General features: G+C 39.5%; 22 protein-coding genes. 18 read left to right on the top strand and 4 right to left on the bottom strand.

Annotated elements, in window-relative coordinates; translation table 11 throughout:
• Nucleotides 1-6: 6 nt before the first annotated feature.
• Nucleotides 7-1,740 carry an arginine--tRNA ligase gene (gene argS / locus GNP81_RS08855; protein WP_155673408.1) on the bottom strand — a complete coding sequence of 578 codons (1,734 nt, stop codon included), beginning with the start codon at nucleotides 1,738-1,740 and terminating at the stop codon, nucleotides 7-9.
• A 207-nt stretch (nucleotides 1,741-1,947) separates the two neighbouring features.
• Between argS and GNP81_RS08850 the strand changes: the two genes are divergently transcribed.
• Complete coding sequence (locus GNP81_RS08850) at nucleotides 1,948-2,544, top strand: VOC family protein (RefSeq protein ID WP_155672123.1); 597 nt, start codon at nucleotides 1,948-1,950, stop codon at nucleotides 2,542-2,544.
• A gap of 82 nt (nucleotides 2,545-2,626) precedes the next feature.
• On the opposite strand, the gene GNP81_RS08845 is transcribed toward GNP81_RS08850, so the two are convergent.
• The 3 genes from GNP81_RS08845 to GNP81_RS08835 all read right to left on the bottom strand — a co-directional run bounded on the left by GNP81_RS08845 (nucleotide 2,627) and on the right by GNP81_RS08835 (nucleotide 5,711).
• Complete coding sequence (locus GNP81_RS08845) at nucleotides 2,627-3,865, bottom strand: NAD(P)/FAD-dependent oxidoreductase (protein ID WP_336495394.1); 1,239 nt, start codon at nucleotides 3,863-3,865, stop codon at nucleotides 2,627-2,629.
• Between the two features lie 99 nt (nucleotides 3,866-3,964).
• Nucleotides 3,965-5,032, bottom strand: coding sequence for a methyltransferase (locus GNP81_RS08840; protein WP_146864044.1), 1,068 nt, complete (start codon nucleotides 5,030-5,032; stop codon nucleotides 3,965-3,967).
• Nucleotides 5,033-5,135: 103 nt separating this feature from the next.
• The gene (locus GNP81_RS08835; RefSeq protein WP_155672122.1) at nucleotides 5,136-5,711 is read right to left on the bottom strand and encodes a YceK/YidQ family lipoprotein; all 576 of its coding nucleotides are present in this window, start codon (nucleotides 5,709-5,711) and stop codon (nucleotides 5,136-5,138) included.
• A gap of 138 nt (nucleotides 5,712-5,849) precedes the next feature.
• Here GNP81_RS08835 and GNP81_RS08830 point away from each other — a divergent pair, with 138 nt between their 5' ends.
• The 17 genes from GNP81_RS08830 (at nucleotide 5,850) to GNP81_RS08750 (ending at nucleotide 21,107) form a co-directional block, all read left to right on the top strand.
• Nucleotides 5,850-6,569, top strand: a complete 720-nt coding sequence (locus GNP81_RS08830) for a beta-ketoacyl synthase chain length factor (RefSeq protein WP_196587330.1) — start codon at nucleotides 5,850-5,852, stop codon at nucleotides 6,567-6,569.
• Nucleotides 6,570-6,573: 4 nt separating this feature from the next.
• A complete protein-coding gene (locus GNP81_RS08825) occupies nucleotides 6,574-7,371 on the top strand; it encodes a lysophospholipid acyltransferase family protein (RefSeq protein WP_133415284.1) in 798 nt (265 codons plus the stop codon).
• Between the two features lie 7 nt (nucleotides 7,372-7,378).
• Nucleotides 7,379-7,636, top strand: a complete 258-nt coding sequence (locus GNP81_RS08820) for a phosphopantetheine-binding protein (protein WP_017018452.1) — start codon at nucleotides 7,379-7,381, stop codon at nucleotides 7,634-7,636.
• Nucleotides 7,637-7,647: 11 nt separating this feature from the next.
• Nucleotides 7,648-7,905, top strand: a complete 258-nt coding sequence (locus tag GNP81_RS08815; RefSeq protein ID WP_005418340.1) for an acyl carrier protein — start codon at nucleotides 7,648-7,650, stop codon at nucleotides 7,903-7,905.
• Nucleotides 7,905-8,465 carry a COG4648 family protein gene (locus GNP81_RS08810; RefSeq protein WP_155672120.1) on the top strand — a complete coding sequence of 187 codons (561 nt, stop codon included), beginning with the start codon at nucleotides 7,905-7,907 and terminating at the stop codon, nucleotides 8,463-8,465. The genes GNP81_RS08815 and GNP81_RS08810 overlap by 1 nt, the downstream gene beginning before the upstream one ends.
• Complete coding sequence (locus tag GNP81_RS08805) at nucleotides 8,441-9,829, top strand: AMP-binding protein (protein WP_196587331.1); 1,389 nt, start codon at nucleotides 8,441-8,443, stop codon at nucleotides 9,827-9,829. The genes GNP81_RS08810 and GNP81_RS08805 overlap by 25 nt, the downstream gene beginning before the upstream one ends.
• Nucleotides 9,830-9,842: 13 nt before the next feature.
• Nucleotides 9,843-10,217, top strand: coding sequence for an ApeI family dehydratase (locus tag GNP81_RS08800; protein WP_155673411.1), 375 nt, complete (start codon nucleotides 9,843-9,845; stop codon nucleotides 10,215-10,217).
• 2 nt (nucleotides 10,218-10,219) lie between these two features.
• Nucleotides 10,220-11,911, top strand: a complete 1,692-nt coding sequence (locus tag GNP81_RS08795; RefSeq protein ID WP_155673412.1) for a glycosyltransferase family 2 protein — start codon at nucleotides 10,220-10,222, stop codon at nucleotides 11,909-11,911.
• Entirely contained in the window at nucleotides 11,901-13,436 is a 1,536-nt protein-coding gene (locus tag GNP81_RS08790) for an HAL/PAL/TAL family ammonia-lyase (RefSeq protein ID WP_155672117.1), read from the top strand. Before GNP81_RS08795 ends, GNP81_RS08790 begins: the two co-directional genes overlap by 11 nt.
• Nucleotides 13,437-13,498: 62 nt before the next feature.
• The gene (locus GNP81_RS08785; RefSeq protein WP_155672159.1) at nucleotides 13,499-13,894 is read left to right on the top strand and encodes an acyl-CoA thioesterase; all 396 of its coding nucleotides are present in this window, start codon (nucleotides 13,499-13,501) and stop codon (nucleotides 13,892-13,894) included.
• Complete coding sequence (locus GNP81_RS08780) at nucleotides 13,887-14,507, top strand: LolA family protein (RefSeq protein ID WP_155673413.1); 621 nt, start codon at nucleotides 13,887-13,889, stop codon at nucleotides 14,505-14,507. The genes GNP81_RS08785 and GNP81_RS08780 overlap by 8 nt, the downstream gene beginning before the upstream one ends.
• Nucleotides 14,491-16,863, top strand: coding sequence for an MMPL family transporter (locus GNP81_RS08775; RefSeq protein ID WP_336495395.1), 2,373 nt, complete (start codon nucleotides 14,491-14,493; stop codon nucleotides 16,861-16,863). The genes GNP81_RS08780 and GNP81_RS08775 overlap by 17 nt, the downstream gene beginning before the upstream one ends.
• Nucleotides 16,853-17,479, top strand: coding sequence for a DUF3261 domain-containing protein (locus GNP81_RS08770; RefSeq protein WP_155672115.1), 627 nt, complete (start codon nucleotides 16,853-16,855; stop codon nucleotides 17,477-17,479). The genes GNP81_RS08775 and GNP81_RS08770 overlap by 11 nt, the downstream gene beginning before the upstream one ends.
• 5 nt (nucleotides 17,480-17,484) lie before the next feature.
• The gene (locus GNP81_RS08765) at nucleotides 17,485-18,672 is read left to right on the top strand and encodes a beta-ketoacyl-[acyl-carrier-protein] synthase family protein (protein ID WP_155672114.1); all 1,188 of its coding nucleotides are present in this window, start codon (nucleotides 17,485-17,487) and stop codon (nucleotides 18,670-18,672) included.
• Nucleotides 18,672-19,133, top strand: a complete 462-nt coding sequence (locus GNP81_RS08760; protein ID WP_196587332.1) for a hotdog family protein — start codon at nucleotides 18,672-18,674, stop codon at nucleotides 19,131-19,133. Before GNP81_RS08765 ends, GNP81_RS08760 begins: the two co-directional genes overlap by 1 nt.
• Nucleotides 19,134-19,149: 16 nt before the next feature.
• Entirely contained in the window at nucleotides 19,150-19,875 is a 726-nt protein-coding gene (locus GNP81_RS08755) for a 3-ketoacyl-ACP reductase FabG2 (RefSeq protein ID WP_155672112.1), read from the top strand.
• The gene (locus tag GNP81_RS08750; RefSeq protein WP_155672111.1) at nucleotides 19,872-21,107 is read left to right on the top strand and encodes a beta-ketoacyl-ACP synthase; all 1,236 of its coding nucleotides are present in this window, start codon (nucleotides 19,872-19,874) and stop codon (nucleotides 21,105-21,107) included. The genes GNP81_RS08755 and GNP81_RS08750 overlap by 4 nt, the downstream gene beginning before the upstream one ends.
• Nucleotides 21,108-21,177: the final 70 nt, after the last annotated feature.

Below are 21,177 nucleotides of genomic sequence, written 5' to 3'. Positions count from 1 at the left end.
TAGGAATTACATACGCTCTAGCGTTTCAATACCTAATAGCTCTAAGCCTTGCTTAATTGTTTTCGCTGTTAATGCAGCTAGCTTCAGGCGGCTTTGTTTAACAGCTTCATCTTCGTTGTTAAGAATAGGGCACGCTTCGTAGAAGCTAGAGAATTGACCTGCAAGTTCAAATAGGTAAGCACACATTAGATGAGGTTGACCTTCACTTGCTACCGCTTGAACCGCTTCTTCAAATTGCATTAACTTAGCAACTAGCGCTTTTTCTTTCTCATCAGTGATCTTCACTTCACCCGTTAACTCGTCCATAGACAAGCCAGCTTTGCTGAAGATAGAAGCCACACGAGTGTATGCATATTGCATGTAAGGTGCAGTGTTACCTTCGAATGCAAGCATGTTGTCCCAATCGAAGATGTAGTCCGTAGTACGGTGCTTAGAAAGATCTGAGTACTTAACTGCAGCCATTGCAACTGTTGTAGCAATTTTTGCTTTTTCTTCAGCAGATAGATCTTTGTTTTTCTCTTCGATCAGTTTTGTTGCACGTTCTTCGGCTTCATCAAGAAGATCAGCTAGACGAACGGTACCGCCTGCACGAGTTTTAAATGGACGACCATCTTTACCTAGCATCATACCAAACGCATGGTGTTCTAGAGATACGCTCTCAGGAACATAACCCGCTTTACGAACGATAGTCCAAGCTTGCATTAAGTGCTGGTGTTGACGTGAGTCGATAAAGTAAAGAACACGGTCTGCATTCAGTTCTTCGTAACGGTATTTAGCACAAGCAATATCCGTTGTAGTGTACAGGAAGCCACCGTCACGTTTTTGAACGATAACACCCATAGGCTCGCCGTCTTTGTTTTTGTATTCGTCTAGGAATACAACTTGCGCGCCTTCACTTTCAACCGCTAAACCTTGTTTTTGAAGGTCAGCAACAATTGGAGCAAGCATGCTGTTGTACATGCTTTCGCCCATTACGTTATCACGAGTAAGTGATACGTTTAGACGGTCATAGTTGCGTTGGTTTTGAACCATAGTAACGTCAACAAGCTTCTTCCACATTTCTGCGCAGAACTCATTGCCGCCTTGAAGTTTAACAACATAACCACGCGCTGTTACTGCAAACTCTTCGTCTTCGTCATACAGTTTTTTAGATTCACGGTAGAAACCTTCAAGATCAGACAGTTCCATAGAAACTTCGCCTTTCTCTTTTTGGATACGCTCAAGGTTTGCGATAAGCATACCGAACTGAGTACCCCAGTCACCGATGTGGTTAGCACGAGTAACGTTATGACCTAAAAACTCAAGAGTACGAACAACAGCATCACCAATGATGGTTGAACGTAAGTGACCAACGTGCATTTCTTTAGCAACGTTTGGTGCAGAGTAGTCTGCAACGATGTTTTGTTGTTCTTCTTTAGCAACACCTAAGCGTTCGTCAGCTAATGCTGCTTCTGCTTGTTTTGCTAGGAATTCTTCTGATAAGAAAATATTGATAAAGCCAGGGCCTGCAATTTCAGTTTTGCTAGCGATGCCATCAAGATCCAAAACATCCAGTACTTTCTGAGCAAATTCTCGTGGGTTTGTACCTAGTCGCTTAGCTACGCCCATTACGCCGTTAGCTTGGTAGTCACCAAATTGTGCTTTTGCAGATTGACGTACTGCGGCAGGGCTGCCTGCTGGCGCACCGGCTGCTTCTAACGCTTGAGAAACTTTGTCGTTAATAAGTGATTGAATATTCAAAGAGGTTATCCTTCATATCGCTGTTAAACAGGAATGCTATTGCATGGAAAGCAAAATAATCGCTAATAATAGCAATAAAACAGGGGATATTTAATAGTTTCTGTTATTTTTTATTGCAACTTAGAGGCTATTTCTCGAAAGGTTCTAAACATCAAGTAAAGAGGTTGATACAATTCGGTTTCTCTTTTTTACCGTTAGGTTGCCTTCATGTCATCACTATTATTAAAACAGCAACAATTAGAGCCTCAACAACTGATTAATGCATTACCTTCATTTATGAAGAAGATCCAAGCATTACTCGATGTATTAGAGATCGATTTAACTCAATATCAAGCGGATCACATTGCACTAAGAATTAATGATCGAGACGTAGCAGAAGCGGCTCATCAAGCGTGGCTACAACAAGCAGAGGAATGGTCAAATAATGAAATTAACGGCCGTCCTATTATTGCTTTAGGTTTTAATCAAGCGTTAACTATCAATGATTGGTCTATTGAATGTTTAGAGTTGCCATATCCTGGTGATAAAAGTTATCCGCAGCAAGGGTGGGAACATGTAGAATGGGTTATCCCATGTGATGTGGATTCTCAAGAAGCGTTTTTGGAATATGTATTTAAAACGTTCCCATCTCTAAAAGATAAGTGGGATAACTTGGCGTCTTTGGGCGTTAAAGTAAAACAAAGCTGCCCATCAGGTGATGCAGAGCGTATTGCAAATTACACCGTAGCATTCAAATACCAAGGAGTGTGTATAAAGCTTCATCCTCACAGTTTAAAAGCAGTTATTGAGAGTGAACAAGCATAAGATAAGCAGGCTTTAAAAACATAAAAGGCATCCAATCTGGAGTTTAGATGCCTTTTTTGATTATGGGATGGTAGTGAATGAGTTAACTTAGTGGTTTACATAATTCAGCAACTACTTTTAAGCGACGCTCCGGCTCGGCAACAAATGGATTAGTTTCATCCCAAGCATAGCCCGCTAAAATAGCGCAGATCATTTGTTTAATTTTAGGATTTGGATTTTCATGGAAGATAACATCTTGGAATGTCCCTTCATACCATCCTTCCACGTAACAACGGAATGCATTCACTCCTTTCATTAACTTATCTGAGTAATCTTGCTGCCAATTAACGTCTTCTTGATTAAATTGCTTAATTAATAAATCGGCAGCTAACTCTGCTGATTTCATTGCAATCGTCACACCAGAAGAGAACACAGGATCTAAAAACTCACCAGCATTGCCCAGTAAAGCAAAGTTTCTATCGAACAGCTTACTGACATTTGCTGAATATCCCATGATTTCACCGCATGGGTTTGGGTATTCAGCTTGGTTTAATAGGTGCTTTAGGTGGCTTTCTTCTTCAGCAAGTTGCTTTAATGCCGTTACTTTATCTTCTGAATACGCATCAAAGAACTCAGGCACTCCAACTACACCAAAAGAGCAAGTTCCATTACTGAATGGAATTAACCAATACCACACTTGTGCATTTGTTGGATGAACAGAAACTAAGATTTTATTTCTGTCGTAGCCTTCGTCAGTAATATTGTCTTTGATGTGTGTGAAAATAGCACGACGTGGTGGCAGGCATGAAGGTTCTTCGAGTTCCAATAGTTTTGGCAGAACACGACCAAAGCCACTCGCATCAAGAATGAAATCTGTTTGAATTTGGTAAGCTGTTCCGTTTTCATCCAGTACAGATAACAGAGGTTTTTCTGCATTTACATCAACGTTGGTTATCTCATGTTGATAGCGAATTTCAACGCCTTGCTCTGTTGCACAATCTGCTAAAACTTTATCAAAGTTGCCACGTTGTACTTGGAATGTGGTTCCTGCGCCGTCAGTAAATTTATCGGTAAAATCAAAAGAAGTAAAAGTGTCATTACAATGAAAAGCGGCGCCATTTTTGAATTGAAAACAAGCATCCTCAACCGCTTTTAGCATGCCTGCATTTTTAATGGATTCCATGCACGCAGGTAAAAGGCTTTCACCGATAGAAAAGCGAGGAAAAGTCGATTTCTCAAGAATAATGCAGTCAATATTGTGTTTGTTTAATAGTGCAGCAGCAATAGAGCCTGATGGCCCAGCACCAATAATAGCCACTTGAGTTGTTTGTGGTGATTGCACAAGCGCTCCTTTTAAGACAAAAGCACCACTTTACGTATGAAACCTAAAGTGGTGAGAATATTTATTATATTTATAGATAATATTTGTTTAAAAACACAGTTACTTAGCGCGCAGCTCAAGTAGAGTATGTCCTAAACCAATATTGTCGGTTTGCTCCGCAACAGCAAAACCAGCCTCTTCAATAATCTCTAAGAAATCACTGCAACGGTAGAAACGGCTATTACCATTTGCCAAACAAGTAAAATAAAGCGATGTCGCATTTAAGCTATATGAAGCGGCGTCGTATTTTTGCGCATCCCAAAATAGCTCTAAAATATACACTTTCGCATCAGTAGACATAGCGGCACGAACGCGTTTTAAAATGCTTAAGATTTCCATTGGTGAGAAACAATCTAAGAATTGGCTCATCCACCATACGTCTGCACCTTGAGGTAATGGTAGAGTCTTATCAAGCATGTTCGTTGGGTGACCATTAATACGGTCAGCAAAACCTTGTTCTTTGGCATTTTTTAACGCCATTTCAATTTGTTGTGGAAGGTCAATGATTGTCACTTCAACATCGTTATCGTAATTACAGCATTGCAGTGCCCATTTACCTGTATTACCGCCGATATCAAACAGACGTTTTGGTTTTTGGCTTAATACTTTTTCTAATAATATAGGGAATGAACGGTCAGAATAGAAATGATCAAACTTAAACCAGCTCTCTTTAGCTTTTTCTGGTAATCGAGATAAACCTTCATAAATCGTAGGCCAGTCGCCTAACTCTTTTAAGCCTGCTGGTGTGCCTTCTTGAATTGCCTCAGTAAGGTGCATCATAGCGGCATAACAAACATCAGCCGTAAAATCTAAGTTAGCGTTCGTCATTCCATCATGTAATAAGAAGTGACCAAGATTCGCAAGAACATAGTTTGGTTTATTCCAAGTAACAATGTGCGCACTTAATGCCATATCAAGTAAAACTTTTACACCATACTCAGAAACACCCGTTTCTTGTGCTAATTGTTCAGCATCTAAACCTTGATCTTGAGCTTTGTCTAAAGCCGCTAGAATACCAAGATCTCTAAGTGTTCGAGCTGTATGGAAAACAATAGGAGCAAAAGAAAGTTTTTGGGCTTCTGTTTTTGCTTCTAATGCATTAAATGGGTCATTTTTATATTGAGTCACAGAGATTAACCATAGTTGAAGATGATAAAATGATCATATCAGTGGTATTGAGTGAAACTTTGTTCAAAAGCAAGAAACCACTGATATATAAGAGAGAATGATATTAATCGATTATATTTGATACGGTATTACCGTTAAATTCGACTTTAAAAGTATTAAATCTATTTTTCCAATATAACCATTGTTCGCTATTTAAATTAGGCGTTTTGTGTTCTGGTGGGAAGCCGATCGCATATTTCACGCCTTCTTTTGTCATGCCTTTCTTAACCACACCTTCTTTTATTCCTTGTTGGTCAAGTGCACTCAATTTTTTTACTTTTGCAGTATTACACTCAGTACCAAAATAGTTACTTAAGTATTTTGCAAAATCAGGAGATGATTTGTGTTTATCTAAAATATATTCTCTACCACTACTATCAATTTTAAATGTAAGGCGTTTAGAGCTAACGTTGACAATATCGACTTGGGTACAAAGAGGAATTAATCCATCCTGTTGAAAATTAACAGAATAAAGTTTTGAGCGCGCATCATCAGGGTGAAGGTTAACAAGAGTATAAACGGGTTTATTGGTAAGGAATAAATCTTCACCAGTATTTTTATCAGTAAGAGTCATGACACTAGCGCAACCCGATAAAATTATTAAACCGGAAGTCGCTAATAATGGTTTTAAAAATGACATGGTAGTCCCTTAAATTTCGCTATATATATTTATTTACCGTATGACTCGCATTATTGTATTTGCGCCAAGTCACTGAATTCATATATCCTATACGAGTAGGCTAACAAATTGTAATATTTTTACGACTAGATGGATATCATGACATACGCAAATTTTAATATTATCGATTGGCACGCAATTTCTGCAGGTTTGGATAGCAAAAATGCGTGGTTAGAATGGAGTGAAAATAATTTCACTTGGCCTGAAAATGAAAAAGCGCCTGTCGATAAAATACCGGCAATGGCTCGAAGAAGAATGAGCTCGTTAAGTAAATTAGCTGTGCAAACCGCACTAACATTAGCGGAAGAAAATGATATTGATTATTTAGTTTTTTCTAGTCGACATGGTGAATTAACTCGAACAGTGGCTCTTTTAGAAGATATTTTGAATGGAGATGATGCTTCTCCAATGGCTTTTTCTCAATCTGTTCATAATACTGCCGCAGGTCTATTTACCATTACTGCCAAGAAAGCCATTCCTGTTACTTCTATCGCCGCTGGAGAAAACACCTTCCATTCTGCGGTTGTTGAAGCCGCTGCGTACTTAGTTGAAAAACCAAATGACAAAGTACTCATTATTGATTTTGACGAACCTTTACCTTCTCATTACTACGAGTTTGAAAAACAAAACTATCAAGGCTATGCATTTGGCTTAATAATGAGCGCAGGGGATGTTTTTTCTCTTCAATGGAACAATAAACCTACAATTAAACCTTCTGGATTGCCTCATGGGTTGCAATGTATAGCTAACTTAGTAGGATCACACTCTCAATGGATAACCGAGAGTTTTTCAAAACAATGGATATGGAATCGAAAATAGTCTTATGACTTTACTTCAACGCACTGATAAATACTGGCGAATTCTAGCCACCGGTTTCTGTTTCTCTTTATTTGGGGTCGGTGCACTTTGTTTGACATTTATTGTTTTTCCATTGCTTACGTTTACAGCAAAAGATAAAAAACAACGCGAAGTTCGAGTGCAATCAATTATCCAACGTAGTTTTTTTATCTTTTGTAAAACAATGCACTATAGTCGTGCGATTAAATACCAATTTGATGGTGCAGAGCTTCTTCAAAGTGACAGAAATTGCTTAATTGTCGCTAATCATCCAAGCTTAATAGATTATGTTTTAATTGCTTCACAATTGAAGCAATGTGATTGCATCGTAAAAGCAGCCTTATGGCATAATCCGTTTACACAAGGGATTGTCAGAGCTGCGGGGTATATTCCAAACCAAGAACCAGAAGCGTTTTTAGAAGAATGCTCTGAAAAATTAAACTCAGGTAATGTATTGTTGGTTTTTCCAGAAGGAACACGAACAACGCCGGGTAAAAAATCAAAACTTCAACGAGGCGCAGCGCAAATTGCGGTTCGTAGTCAAAGTGATATTCGTATTATTCATATCACAGTAACACCCAGTTTTTTAACTAAAGAAGCAAAGTGGTATCAAGTTCCTGATGTTCGTCCTTTTTTCCATTTACAAGTGAAAGAGAGAGTCGCCATCACTCCATTTATCGAAGACGCTGACGCTTCATCTTCAGCGGCTCGAAATGTAAATCGATTTTTAGATACAGCTTTGTATCCACAAAATGAAGTCAACACATCAAAAGAAAATAAGTAGGTCATTGATGGAAGTATTACACAACGAAATTAAACAATTAATTATTGACGCTCTTAACCTAGAAGATATCTCTGTTGATGATATTGAAACGGATGCACCGCTATTTGGTGACGGCTTGGGCTTAGATTCTATCGATGCTCTAGAGCTAGGTTTAGCAATTAAGAAAAAGTACAACTTAGTGTTAGATGCTGACGATACTCAAACTCGCGAACATTTTGCGTCAGTAGCAAACCTAGCCGCTTACATTAATGCAAACAAAGCGTAAGAGAGTAAATAATGACAGACGTAAATAAAGAGCAAGTATTAGAGCAAGTAACTTCTGCGTTAGTTGAACTGTTTGAAATTGATGAGGCAGATATTACTCCAGAAGCTCAGCTATATACTGACCTTGATTTAGATAGCATTGATGCTGTCGATCTTGTTGTTCATTTGCAGAAAGTGACAGGTAAAAAAATCAAACCTGAAGAGTTCAAAGAAGTTCGTACGGTTGATGATGTAGTAAATTCAGTTGCTGCACTGTTAAAAGGCGAATAATGCGTTGGCTGACAGCGCTGTCAGCCATTGCGCTTTTAGCATATCCGCTAGCGGTCTATTACGGTCTCCATTTTGGTGGAATAAAAACGGTAGCAGGCGTACTAGCGGTATTGTTTTTAGTGCGGATGGTCGGTGGTAAACAAGTACCGATAAAAGAACTCAAATACATCGCTATTATTAGTGGTGGAGCAGGGATAATTCTTGCTTCTCTTGGTTGGATCTTTAAAGCTGAAGGTTGGTTTACTTTCTATCCTGTAATAGTCAATGTCGTTATGTTCGTTATGTTTTTTTGGAGTTTATTTCAATCCCAAAGCATGATTGAACGTTTTGCTCGTCTACAAGAACCCGATTTACCTGAAAGTGGCGTTAAGTACACCAGAACCGTAACTAAAATTTGGTGTGTATTTTTTATTATTAATGGCTCTATCTCTTTTTCTACCTGTTTCATGGATATGAAGATGTGGATGCTATACAACGGATTTATTAGCTACTTGCTTATTGGAACATTATTCATAAGCGAATGGTTAGTGCGCCAATGGATAAGAAAAAAAGAAGTATGAAAACAGTCTCTCTTTCGCAGTTAGTATTACAAGATAAAACAGACCATATGGTGTGTTTTGATGAGCAGCACTCATATATTTCTTATTCTCAATTTCAAAAAGACGTACAGCAAGCATGTGCGTTTTTTCAGCAAAAGCCTCAAGATAAGTGGGCATTGTGTTTTGATGATAGCTATTATTTTGCGGTTACTTTTCTTGCATTAGCCCATGCGGGTAAGCATCTGATCCTTCCAGGTAATCATCAACCAGCAGCATTGGCCGAATTATCTCAGCATTTTGATGCTCTAATTCATGATGACATTATCAAGGTGATGCCATGCAGTGAGCATGTTGCCTATCATGATATAAAAAGTGATCAGTTAGCTGAATTATCACCGCTTATTCTTAGTGATATTGCGCTTACTCTTTTTACTTCAGGTTCAACAGACACTCCGAAACCTATAAATAAAACCCTTCAATTATTGGATAACGAAATTCAACAATTAGACAGTTTATGGGGTGAAAAACTCGGACAAAGCGAAATTTACAGCACGGTATCACACCAACATATCTATGGTTTATTGTTTAGAGTGCTATGGCCATTAATGGCTGAGCGTGCTTTTAGTCGCCATAACTTTATTTACCCAGAGCAAATCTTATCTCATCGACCTGATGATAAAAAAACGCTTATTTGTAGCCCTGCATTGCTTAAGCGCTTAGTTGATCATGAAGGACACAATACTTATCAGATGGTTTTTTCATCTGGTGGGCCGCTTGCTATTGAAGGGGCTGAGCAAAGTGAGAAAAAACTCTCACTGCGTCCATTTGAAGTTTATGGTAGTACAGAAACTGGCGGTATTGGTTATCGTCAGCAGTTTGAACCAAGTTCTTTGTGGTGTTTCTTTCCTTCTCATCAAGCTCGTTTAAACATTGAGCATTGCTTAGAATTGCTTTCTCCCTTTATTGATGAAAAAGAGTGGTACGCGACCAGCGATTATTGTGACTTGCTTGATAATGGCCAGTTTGTGCTAAAAGGCCGAGTTGATCGTGTTATTAAAATTGAAGAAAAGCGGTTGTCTTTAACGGAAGTTGAAAAACGATTAATGCAGTTAGAGTGGATTAATGAAGCCGCAGTTATCCCGATGGAAGAAGAAAAACGTACTATATTAGGTGCAGTGATTGTTCTATCAGAAGCGGGAACTAAACTTATGAATCAAGGCTCTAAGGGTAAGTTCTGGTTAACATTGCGTTCAGAACTACGAGAATGGTTAGAGCCTGTTGGTATTCCTCGTCGTTTTCGAAATGTGAGTGAAATTCCACTAAATAGCCAAGGTAAACGTCAAATGCACGATTTAAAACAGCTGTTTAGTGACGCGAATAATTAAGAAAGATTAGATTATGAAAAAACGTAAGCCAAGTATTCTTACAACAAAAGACATCTCAGTAAATGAAGCGCAGCCAAGTGTGCTTATTTGTATGCGTGTTGACGATGATATCTTAGATTTTACCGGACATTTTCCAAATCATCCTTTGCTACCCGGTGTTACTCAAGTTGATTGGGCTATTCATTACGCTAAACAGTATCTTAATGTGCATTCAAACTTTAAAGGGATGGAAGTGCTTAAGTTTCAAGAGCCTATTTTACCTAATATGGAAGTGGAACTTGAGCTTAAATGGGATATCGAGAAGAGTAAGTTGTATTTTACTTACCGTTCAAACAAAGGCGATACAGTAAGCAATCACGCCTCTGGCCGTATTGTGTTAGGAGCGTAATCATGACTAACTTTCGTCCTTGTTTTTTAATTCCTTGTTATAACCATGGTAAAACCATTCCTGCCGTTGTTGACTCATTAATGTCGTATGGCTATCCAATGATCATCGTTGATGATGGCAGTGAGAATGAAACAAAGCGTATTTTAGAAGAAGTAACTCAAAATAATGCGTCGATTACCTTAATCACACTGACCGAAAACCAAGGTAAAGGTGGTGCTGTGATTGCTGGTATCGAAAAAGCCTATCAGCAAAGTTACAGTCACGCGATTCAAATTGATGCTGATGGTCAACATGATCTTGAAGCCTTGCCTAAATTAATTGCTGAATCTCAAGAATACCCAACGGCTCTGATTTCTGGGCAACCTATTTACGATGAGAGTGTGCCTAAATCTCGCTTGTATGGTCGCTATGTTACGCATATTTGGGTGTGGATTGAGACGCTTTCTTTTGCCATTAAAGACAGCATGTGTGGTTTCCGTTCCTATCCTATTGGCCCAACGATTAATGTACTAGAGCGAGCTGTTATCGGTCGACGTATGGATTTTGATACAGAAATCATGGTTCGTATGTACTGGAATGAAACCGATATTCGCTTTATCAATACTCGTGTTATTTATCCAGAAGATGGTATTTCTCATTTCGATGCGTTATGGGATAACGTGAAAATCAGTTGGATGCACACCAAATTATTTTTTGGCATGCTACCTCGCATTCCTTCATTACTAAAACGTAAACCTGTTCAAGAAGATCATTGGTCGTCTCATGCTGAGCGCGGTACGATTTTAGGTATTCAATTTTTGCTTTGGATCTATTCAACGTTTGGTCGCAAGGTTTTTTCACTATTACTCAAACCAGTCATGGCTTATTACTACCTACGTGGTGGTTCAGTTAAAGACGCTTCTGATGACTTCATTCAACAAGTAAACGCTTATGCTCGAATTAAAGGCATTCAATTACCTGAAAAGTTAACCACTTATCGTCATTTAGTTTCTTTTGGTGAAACCATGTTAGATAAGTTAGCGGCATGGCGTGGGGATTTCTCAGATAAGAACCTTACCGTGCATGGAATTGAACACTATGAAACGTTAGCTCAGCGTGAAAAAGGCATTGTATTACTGGGTTCTCATTTAGGAAATCTAGAACTATGTCGTGCGCTTAGCCGTCGTCATACTCATCTTAAGATTAATGCGTTAGTTTTTACTGAGCATGCAGAGCGTTTTAATACGGTAATGAAAACCGTTAATCCACAATCAGAAGTGAATGTTATTCAGGTGTCTAAAATAGGGCCTGATACAGCGATTTTATTACAGCAAAAAATTGATGATGGTGAATGGATTGTGATCGTTGGGGATAGAACCTCGGTTACAAAAGAAAATCGAGTTATTTGGGCTGATTTTCTTGGTAAACCTGCGCCATTCCCTCAAGGGCCATTTATGTTGGCCTCTATTTTAAAGCAACCAGTATATTTAATGTTTGGACTTCGTGATGACACACAAAAAGATCCGCTGTTTGATGTGTATTTAGAACCGTTTTCTGAACAAATCATATTACCTCGTGGTAAGCGAGAAGAGGCTTTGCAAGAAGTCGTACAAAATTATGCTCAACGTCTGGAGCATTTCACATTAAAAGCACCATCACAATGGTATAACTTTTTTAATTTTTGGCAGTTAACTGGAAAGAAAGATGACAACTAATTCAATTACATTTGGTAAAGGACGTCTGACAATTGAAGACGTTGTTGATATCGCAAATGGTGCAAATGCACAACTTAATAACTCTGATGAATTCACTGCCAAAATTGACCGTGGTGTTGAGTTTTTAGAACGTTTATTAAAAGAAGAAGGCGTGATCTATGGTGTAACAACGGGTTATGGTGACTCTTGTACTGTAGCAATCCCAATGGATTTAGTGGATGAATTACCGCTACATTTAACTCGTTTCCACGGTTGTGGTTTAGGTGAAAACTTAGATGAACAACAAGCTCGTGCCGTATTAGCGACTCGTTTATGCTCTTTATCACAAGGGGTATCGGGCGTTACTCACGATCTGCTTAACCAAATCGTCACTCTAATTAATCACGGCGTATCTCCACGTATTCCTCAAGAGGGTTCAGTGGGTGCCAGTGGTGATTTAACGCCATTATCTTATCTTGCGGCTGCACTTATTGGTGAGCGTGAAGTGATCTATAAAGGCGAAATCCGTGCAACTGCAGATGTATTTAAAGAGCTAAACATCACACCAATCAAGCTTAAGCCAAAAGAAGGTTTGGCTTTAATGAATGGTACATCAGTGATGACAGCATTAGCGTGTTTAGCGTATAAGCGTGCTGAGTATTTAGCTCAAATGGCAACTAAGATCACCGCAATGGTATCGGTAGGTATGCAAGGTAATGACTTCCACTTTGATGAAGCGTTATTTGCGGTTAAACCACATCCAGGTCAACAACAAATTGCTGCTTGGTTACGTTCTGATCTACATAATGAAACACCACCAAGAAACAGCGATCGTCTGCAAGACCGCTACTCACTTCGTTGTGCACCACATGTGATTGGTGTACTTCAAGATAGCCTACCGTTTTTACGTCAAATGATTGAAAATGAATTAAATAGTGCGAACGATAACCCAATTATCGATGGTGATAATGAGCGTGTTCTTCATGGTGGTCATTTCTATGGTGGTCATATTGCAATGGCAATGGACATGCTAAAAACCGCAGTAGCGAACATTGCTGATTTATTAGACCGCCAAATGGCACAGCTAATGGATTACAAATTCAATAACGGTTTACCATTTAACCTGACGGGTTCTACAGGGGCTCGTAAACCAATTAACCATGGCTTTAAAGCGGTACAAATTGGTATCTCAGCATGGACAGCAGAAGCGCTTAAAGGCACGATGCCAGCAAGTGTGTTCTCACGTTCAACAGAGTGCCATAACCAAGATAAAGTGAGCATGGGTACGATTGCCTCTCGTGATTGCTTACGTGTTTTACAGTTAACAGAGCAAGTGACATCAGCTTCATTATTAGCGGCAACTCAAGCGTTAGTGTTGCGTGAAAAACAAGGTGAGCTTGATGATACCCAGTTAAGTACAGAGCTTAAAGCCATGCGTGATGCAGTATTAACTGAATTTGCTTTTGTTGATGAAGACCGACCATTAGAGAACGATTTACGTAACTTTATGGCGAAGATTCAGCAGCAGCACTGGACTCTATATTAAGGTTAAATGTTGTGACTAATACAAATGAAGCTAAGCCAGTGAATGTATTAAGCGCAGAAGTGATGATCACAACCGCCTTTCAGGATGCGGATCCGATGGGCGTTGTGTATCACGGTAATTATTTCCGATTTTTTGAAAAAGCACGCCATGAAATGCTTGAAAAAATCGGTTATAGCTATCGAGATATGATGGCGTCAGGCTATGTCTGGCCCATCATTGATACTCGTGTAAAGTACGTTAAATCCATTCCTTATGATCATAAGATCCGAGTAGTGGCGACACTAACTGAATGGGAAAACCGCATGCGTGTTGATTATGTTATCTATGATGCTGAAACCAACGTGCGTATGACTAAAGCTCACACAATGCAAGTGGCCGTAAGTATAGAAACAGAAGAGATGTGTTTTGTCTCTCCTCGTGTATTTACCAATAAAGTAGAGGCTTATCATAATGCTTAATATTAAACGTTATTGGTCATTATTGATGGCATCGTTTGTTATGCTTTTTAGCGTAAATAGCTTTGCATTTAGTGTCGATGACTTGCAGCAGCAACTCGCAAAATCGACTCTTGTTCGTGGTGATTTTAAACAAGTAAGAACCATGCAGATGTTTGCGCAGCCTTTATCGACATCAGGTACTTTTTTGTTAGACCATGAAAAGGGGTTATTGTGGCAACAAACAACGCCTTTTCCGATTGCGCTGACCCTAACGCAAAATAAACTTCGCCAATCTATTAATGGTGAATCTCAAGTCATGACGGATTCAGATAATCCAATGGCGTTTTATTTTACTCGTCTATTTCTATCTCTATTTAAAGGCGATACGGAATCCATTAAAGAAAATTTCACTCTGCAATTAACGGGTGAAAAAGACGCTTGGACATTAATACTCACTCCAACTAAAACCCCAATTGACAGTGTATTTAAAACTATAAAAATTGAGGGGAATGAATATTTAAATCGAGTGGTATTAAGTGAAGTGCGAGGCGATGTCACTGAAATGATATTTACTAATCAGTCGACACAACCTGCGACCTTAACAGAAGAAGAGTTACGTGTTTTCGAATTCTAATTGGATAAAACCACGAGTTTTAGCTCTGGTTTGGGCATTGGTTCTATTAGGAGTCGCAGGGGTATTTGGTTATCAATGTACAACCAAAGGCGCACTGCCAATAGAAACCAATATCTTGGCGTTATTACCTGATAATCAACAAGATAAGGTTGCTCAGCAAGCGTTTGATAATATTGCTAACACCATGAGTGATAAAGTGGTGTTTGTGGTTAGCCAAACCCAAGGTGACAGTAAAAAACTGATTGAAGCCGTTGATCAGTTTAATGAAGAACTGGTTGCGTTACCTATGTTTGATTCGGTAACGGCAACGATAAGTCCTGAGCAACAACAAGCGTGGGGGAAATTTTATTTTCCTGCTCGTGCTCAGTTACTGACAGAACAACAAGCTCAGCAATTAAAACAAGCACCAGAACAGCAAGTTCAAAAGGTATTACACGCACTATACAATCCATTTTCAGGTGTAACTGGTGGAGAGTTAGAGAACGATCCTTTCTTGTTATTTCGAGATTATTTATCGGGATTAACTCAAAGCTCAGGTAATGTTCAAGTTGAGAATGGTTATCTGATTGCCAAACACGATGATAAAGAATACATAGTGATCACCGCCGATCTATCAGGATCATCATACCAACTCTCTTTGCAGCAGCAATTACCTCAATTAGCGTCACTTGAGAATAAAGTATCAAAGACATTCTCGGTTGATATTCAACATACTGGCGTGATCTTTTATGCCGCTCACGGGACAGAAAGCGCCAAAGGGGAGATCAGCACTATTGGTCTTGGGTCTCTTATTGGGATCATTGTTCTTGTCTTTTTAGTTTATCGTAGCACTTTGCCTTTAGCACTGGCTTTACTTTCCATTTCAACGGGACTTGCTTGTGCTTATGTATTGACGATCGCTTTATTTGGGACGATTCACCTGTTTAGTTTGGTTTTTGGTGCCAGCTTAATTGGGGTTTCTATTGATTATGCATTTCACTTTTTAACCGATCGACTTCATGCGGGTAAAAAATGGAATTCAGTGGTGGGTATTCAGCAACTTTTTCCTGCCATTACCTTGGGATTAATTACCAGTTTAATTGGTTATTTAGGAATGCTGATTGCGCCTTTCCCTGGGTTACAGCAACTGTCCTTATTTTCCGCTATTGGTTTAACAGCAGCCTATTTTACCGTGGTATGTTGGTATCCAGTACTGGCAAGTAAACCAAATCAATATAACCAAGTACCGATGCAGCGAGCGTTGAGTCAATGGCTCTTGGTATGGCAGCAGCCTCTTATTCGATTAGTATTACCATTAAGTTTATTGATTGCTGCAAGCTTTGGCGTCTACATGGCGAAATACGATGATGATATTCGTCAGCTTCAAGCGTTACCACACGCACTACAACAGCAAGAAAGAGAAATAAAAGCGATTACAGGTGTCGGTGGCTCTCAACAACTATTACTTGTACGAGACAGTTCTGAAGAAGAGTTACTGCAAAAGTTAGAAACCATATCGACTAAATTGGATAAACGTGGTGATTTCGGTGGCTATCAATCAATTAGTCGTTATGTGCCGTCACAAAAAAGACAACAAGAAAATTACCAATTAATTAAACATCTGTATCAGCAACAATCTGAGTATTATCAAAGTGTAATACAACAAAAAACAGCATTGGATTTTTCACAGAAATATCAGCCTTTGACTATAGATGGCTTCTTAGCATCACCAATATCAGATACGGTTGGTTTTTTATGGTTAGGTAAAATCGATGGTGTATTTGCTTCGGTGATCACTTTTAATCAAGAAGTGAACAGTACTGAGTTACAAGCATTTGCAGCGGATAATCACATTACTTACTTAAATAAAGCAGAAGAGATCTCTCGTTTATTTGCCGATTATCGACATCGTATTACCGAGCTATTGCTGTTTGCTTATGCTGTTATTTTCTTACTGTTGTTACCTCGTTATAAAATGAAACAGGCGTTTTTAATTGTATTGCCACCATTTATAGCGGGTTGTGCCGGTTTAGCCGTAACCGTTTTAACTGGCGTGCCGTTGAATTTGTTTAATCTACTGGCCTTGATGTTGATTTTAGGGATAGGGATAGATTACACCTTGTTTTTCGCAGAGCAGAATAAGCAAAGTGATGATTCACACAAAGAAAGTACACTACTAGCGATTTCTTTATCTGCGTTAACGACGATTTTGTCATTTGGTTTATTAGCCTTGAGTGAAACCCAAGCGATTCATAGCTTCGGTATTACGGTACTAACAGGGATTATCGTTGCTTGGTTATTGGCTCCGTTAAGCCAACAAAATAAAGAGAGTAAAGGGCACATCAATACGTCTTCGGAGAAAAAAGATGCATCATAAGGCCATAAAAGTCCACCATCTTATAGCGCTTGTTCTATCCTTTCTTTTGATGGGATGTGCAGCTAAGCCAATAAAGCAACCGAATCAAGTTGAAGTGTCACAAGGACAATTTGTTACTTTACCTCAACCAGAAGAGTATGGCAGTGACTTATCATTAAGCCAATTGATCTCAGTTGAGTGGCAGGGAAATAAAAATCAACTTCCTGTTCAACTGCAACTGACAGGTAATGACTTGGTATTAGCTGGTTTTGCTTCATGGGGCTCTCGTTTATTAAGCTTAGATTATGATGGTGAAACATTGGATACTTACGTAATGGCAGGGTTAAGTGACACGCTACCACCGCCAGAACAAGTGCTATTTAATGTCATGATTACCTTGTGGCCACTTGAAGCATGGCAAGGAAGTTTAACTAGCATTGGCTGGCAACTAAACGAAAATGGCAATCATAGAACATTAGTGAATGAATTAGGAAAAACGATCCTTGATGCTCGTTATGATTCCATTACAGACAAACTAAGTGGTGAAATTGTGTTAACAAGTCCAGACTTTGGTTACGTCATAAAAATTAAAACGTTCTCGCATTCAAATACAACAACTCAAAATAATAACGGATAAATTAAATGAGTGACTTTCCTTTATATATACATGCGTGTGGCTCACATTCAGCCATGGGTAAAGAGGTTGATGAAATCCATCAAGTATTGAGTGGAAATAAAGCACCATCAATGCATAAAGAGACCGGTTGGCTCAATGATGGTAAAGCAACAGTAGTTGGTAAGGCATTAGGTGAATTGCCTTTAGTTCCTGAGCATTTGTCTCATTGGGATACAAGAAATAATCAGCTAGTTCTGTCAGCTTTACAGCAAATCGAACCCCAAATTAAAGCCGTAAAAGAGAAATACGGTTCAGATCGTATTGCTGTTATTGTTGGCACAAGTACCTCAGGGATCTCTGATGGTGAAGTCGCTTTAAAAGAGAAGATGGAGCAAGGTGAATTTCCTTCTGGTTATAGCTATAAACAGCAAGAGCTAGGAAACCCTGCAGATTTTATTGCTCAATACCTTAATATCGATGGACCAACGTATGCTATTTCAACCGCTTGCTCCTCAAGTGGTCGTATTTTCTTATCAGCAAAGCGTTTACTAAAAGCAGGGTTTGTTGATGCAGTAATTATCGGTGGAACAGACAGTTTATGCCGTTTAACGCTTAATGGATTCAATAGTCTAGAAGCATTATCAAATGAGTATTGTTTGCCGTTTAGTCCTAATCGAAAAGGGATAAACATTGGTGAAGCGAGTGCGTATATGTTGTTAAGTGCAGAGCAAAAAGACTCTGATGATCCAATTGCTCTACTAGGAGCAGGAGACAGTTCGGATGCTCACCATATTTCAGCGCCACACCCAGAAGGGAAAGGAGCGATTGAAGCGATGAACAAAGCGCTTAATGATGCAGGCTTAACGCCAGAAGATATTGGTTATATCAATGCTCACGGAACTGCTACGCCGTTGAATGATGCGATGGAATCTAAAGCGGTTCATGCTGTATTTGGTGACTCTGTACCTGTGAGTTCAACAAAGCCGTTAACGGGTCATACATTAGGTGCTGCAGGCATTATTGAGGCGAGCATTTGTTGGCATATTTTAAAATATAATTTACCACTACCTAAGCAAATTAATGACGGACACAAAGATGATGCACTCGCTGATATTCAGTTAGTGGTCGATCAGGCGTTAACCAAAAGAGCCGTTATTAGTAATTCATTTGCCTTTGGTGGTAACAACATCAGTTTAATTTTTGGATGTATTTGATGAGTAGTATTCCTCCTTTAATCGACCTTTTGCCCCATGATACTCCATTAGCTCTGGTTGATGAATTGATTGAGGTGGGAGAGTTATCCATTCATTGTCAGGTGACAATCAGTGAGAATAATGTATTTTTTAACCATGAAACTAAAACAATTCCTGCTTGGGTAGGTATTGAGTTCATGGCACAAAGTATTGCGGGTTGGTCTGGCTACCATGCATGGAAAAAAGGCAATAAGTCACCAATAGGCTTTTTGCTTGGCAGCCGTAAATATCAAGCGCAGTGCAGTGAATTTCAACAAGGCGACACACTCGACATTTTTGTAGAGCAAGTGTTAGAGAATAATGGCATGGCCGTATTCAGTTGTTATATTGAGCACAAAGGACAACAACTGGCATCAAGTCAATTGAATGTATTTGTGCCAACAGAAGAAAAATTAGAAGAGCTCTTAACGCCAAAGCAGTAAAGCAGTAGAGGACATCATGAAAAGACAAGTATTAGTGACAGGCGCCAGTAAGGGCATCGGTCGCGCAATTTCAGAACAATTAGCAAAAGATGGCTTTTATGTTGTTGTTCACTATATGAGTGATAAAGCCGGTGCCGAAGCGACACTCGCAACCATTGAAGGAAATGGTGGTGAAGGGCGCTTAATTCAGTTTGATATTAGTGACCGTGCACAATGTAAAGAAACTCTTGAGAGTGATATTGAAACTCATGGTGCATATTATGGCGTGGTAAGTAATGCTGGAATTACTCGTGACACCGCTTTCCCTGCGATGACAGAAGAAGAGTGGGATGGCGTAATTCACACCAATTTAGACAGTTTTTATAACGTACTTCACCCTTGTGTTATGCCAATGGTTCAGAAGCGAAAAGGCGGTCGAATTGTGACGCTTGCATCAGTATCTGGCATCATGGGTAACCGTGGTCAAACGAATTACAGCGCTGCAAAAGCAGGCGTCATTGGTGCAACCAAATCTCTTGCTTTAGAGCTAGCAAAACGAAAAATCACAGTAAACTGTGTTGCACCTGGCTTAATTGATACTGGTATGGTTGATGAGCATGTAAAAGAACATGCATTACCACAAGTACCACTTCGTAGAATGGGTGAGCCAGAAGAAGTAGCAGGTTTAGTAAGTTACTTAATGTCAGATGTTGCGGGTTATGTTACTCGCCAAGTAATTTCAATCAATGGTGGTTTAGTATGAGTCGTCGCGTAGTTGTAACCGGTATGTCAGGTGTTACCGCTTTAGGTAGCGATTGGAACACCGTAGGCGAAAACCTACGTAAATGTGAAAATGCCACTCAGTACATGCCAAGCTTTGAAGTCTATGATGGCCTTAATACTAAGCTAGCAGCACCGATTGATGACTTCACATTACCAAAACATTATACCCGCAAGAAAATTCGCTCTATGGGGCGCGTTTCTTTGCTATCTACCGTTGCTTCAGAGCAAGCCTTAGAGCAAAGTGGTTTAATCGGTAATGACATCTTAACCAATGGACAAACAGGTATTGCCTTTGGTTCTTCAACAGGATCTACCGATGCCGTTGGTGCCTTTGGTGTGATGCTTAATGAGAAATCAACTCGTGCTATTACGGCAACAACCTATGTGCAAATGATGCCGCATACCGCTGCTGTTAACGTAGGTTTATTCTTTGGTTTACGTGGCCGAGTTATTCCGACAAGCAGCGCATGTACATCAGGCAGCCAAGCCATTGGTTACGCTTATGAAGCGATCAAACACGGTTATCAAACCGCAATGGTTGCAGGTGGTGCTGAAGAGTTATGCCCAACAGAATCAGCGGTATTTGATACCTTATTTGCAACAAGCTTAAAAAATGATGCGCCAAAAACATCCCCAAGCCCATATGATCAAGATCGTGATGGTCTTGTTATTGGTGAAGGCGCAGGTGCTTTAGTTCTTGAAGAATATGAGCACGCTAAAGCTCGTGGCGCAACAATTTACGCTGAGTTAGTTGGTTTTGCGAGTAACTGTGATGCTGCCCATGTAACGCAACCTCAAATGGAAACCATGCAACTGTGTATGGAAATGTCATTAAAAGATGCCAATTTAGCACCAGAGAAAATTGGTTATGTCTCGGCACACGGTACAGCGACAGAACGTGGTGATATTGCCGAAAGTACAGCAACAGAAAACGTATTTGGATCATCGATGCCAATCAGTTCATTGAAGTCTTATTTCGGTCATACATTGGGTGCATGTGGTGCGATTGAAGCGTGGTTATCTATTGAGATGATGCGTAATAACTGGTTTAGCCCAACATTGAATTTAAACCATGTAGATGAGCGTTGCGGTAAGCTAGATTACATTACAGGCACAGGCCGTGAGATTGAATGTGATTACATCATGAGTAACAACTTTGCTTTTGGTGGTATTAACACATCACTTATCTTTAAGCGTTGGACTGAAGAGTAGCGCTACCTAAATAATAAATAATAAAAAACCGGTGAAGAAATTCACCGGTTTTTTTGTGTCTTTAAAAAGC

It is taken from the genome of Aliivibrio fischeri (genome assembly GCF_009727955.1).
GTDB classification, from domain to species: domain Bacteria; phylum Pseudomonadota; class Gammaproteobacteria; order Enterobacterales; family Vibrionaceae; genus Aliivibrio; species Aliivibrio fischeri_A.
This window is presented reverse-complemented; position numbering and strand designations above follow the sequence as displayed.

What these genes read in the sequence shown, in the direction of transcription:
- GNP81_RS08850 (WP_155672123.1), top strand. Translation starts at nt 1,948, where the DNA reads ATGTCATCACTATTATTAAAACAGCAACAATTAGAGCCTCAACAACTG.
- GNP81_RS08835 (WP_155672122.1), bottom strand. Translation starts at nt 5,711, where the DNA reads ATGTCATTTTTAAAACCATTATTAGCGACTTCCGGTTTAATAATTTTA.
- GNP81_RS08830 (WP_196587330.1), top strand. Translation starts at nt 5,850, where the DNA reads ATGACATACGCAAATTTTAATATTATCGATTGGCACGCAATTTCTGCA.
- GNP81_RS08825 (WP_133415284.1), top strand. Translation starts at nt 6,574, where the DNA reads ATGACTTTACTTCAACGCACTGATAAATACTGGCGAATTCTAGCCACC.
- GNP81_RS08820 (WP_017018452.1), top strand. Translation starts at nt 7,379, where the DNA reads ATGGAAGTATTACACAACGAAATTAAACAATTAATTATTGACGCTCTT.
- GNP81_RS08815 (WP_005418340.1), top strand. Translation starts at nt 7,648, where the DNA reads ATGACAGACGTAAATAAAGAGCAAGTATTAGAGCAAGTAACTTCTGCG.
- GNP81_RS08810 (WP_155672120.1), top strand. Translation starts at nt 7,905, where the DNA reads ATGCGTTGGCTGACAGCGCTGTCAGCCATTGCGCTTTTAGCATATCCG.
- GNP81_RS08805 (WP_196587331.1), top strand. Translation starts at nt 8,441, where the DNA reads ATGGATAAGAAAAAAAGAAGTATGAAAACAGTCTCTCTTTCGCAGTTA.
- GNP81_RS08800 (WP_155673411.1), top strand. Translation starts at nt 9,843, where the DNA reads ATGAAAAAACGTAAGCCAAGTATTCTTACAACAAAAGACATCTCAGTA.
- GNP81_RS08795 (WP_155673412.1), top strand. Translation starts at nt 10,220, where the DNA reads ATGACTAACTTTCGTCCTTGTTTTTTAATTCCTTGTTATAACCATGGT.
- GNP81_RS08790 (WP_155672117.1), top strand. Translation starts at nt 11,901, where the DNA reads ATGACAACTAATTCAATTACATTTGGTAAAGGACGTCTGACAATTGAA.
- GNP81_RS08785 (WP_155672159.1), top strand. Translation starts at nt 13,499, where the DNA reads ATGATCACAACCGCCTTTCAGGATGCGGATCCGATGGGCGTTGTGTAT.
- GNP81_RS08780 (WP_155673413.1), top strand. Translation starts at nt 13,887, where the DNA reads ATGCTTAATATTAAACGTTATTGGTCATTATTGATGGCATCGTTTGTT.
- GNP81_RS08770 (WP_155672115.1), top strand. Translation starts at nt 16,853, where the DNA reads ATGCATCATAAGGCCATAAAAGTCCACCATCTTATAGCGCTTGTTCTA.
- GNP81_RS08765 (WP_155672114.1), top strand. Translation starts at nt 17,485, where the DNA reads ATGAGTGACTTTCCTTTATATATACATGCGTGTGGCTCACATTCAGCC.
- GNP81_RS08760 (WP_196587332.1), top strand. Translation starts at nt 18,672, where the DNA reads ATGAGTAGTATTCCTCCTTTAATCGACCTTTTGCCCCATGATACTCCA.
- GNP81_RS08755 (WP_155672112.1), top strand. Translation starts at nt 19,150, where the DNA reads ATGAAAAGACAAGTATTAGTGACAGGCGCCAGTAAGGGCATCGGTCGC.
- GNP81_RS08750 (WP_155672111.1), top strand. Translation starts at nt 19,872, where the DNA reads ATGAGTCGTCGCGTAGTTGTAACCGGTATGTCAGGTGTTACCGCTTTA.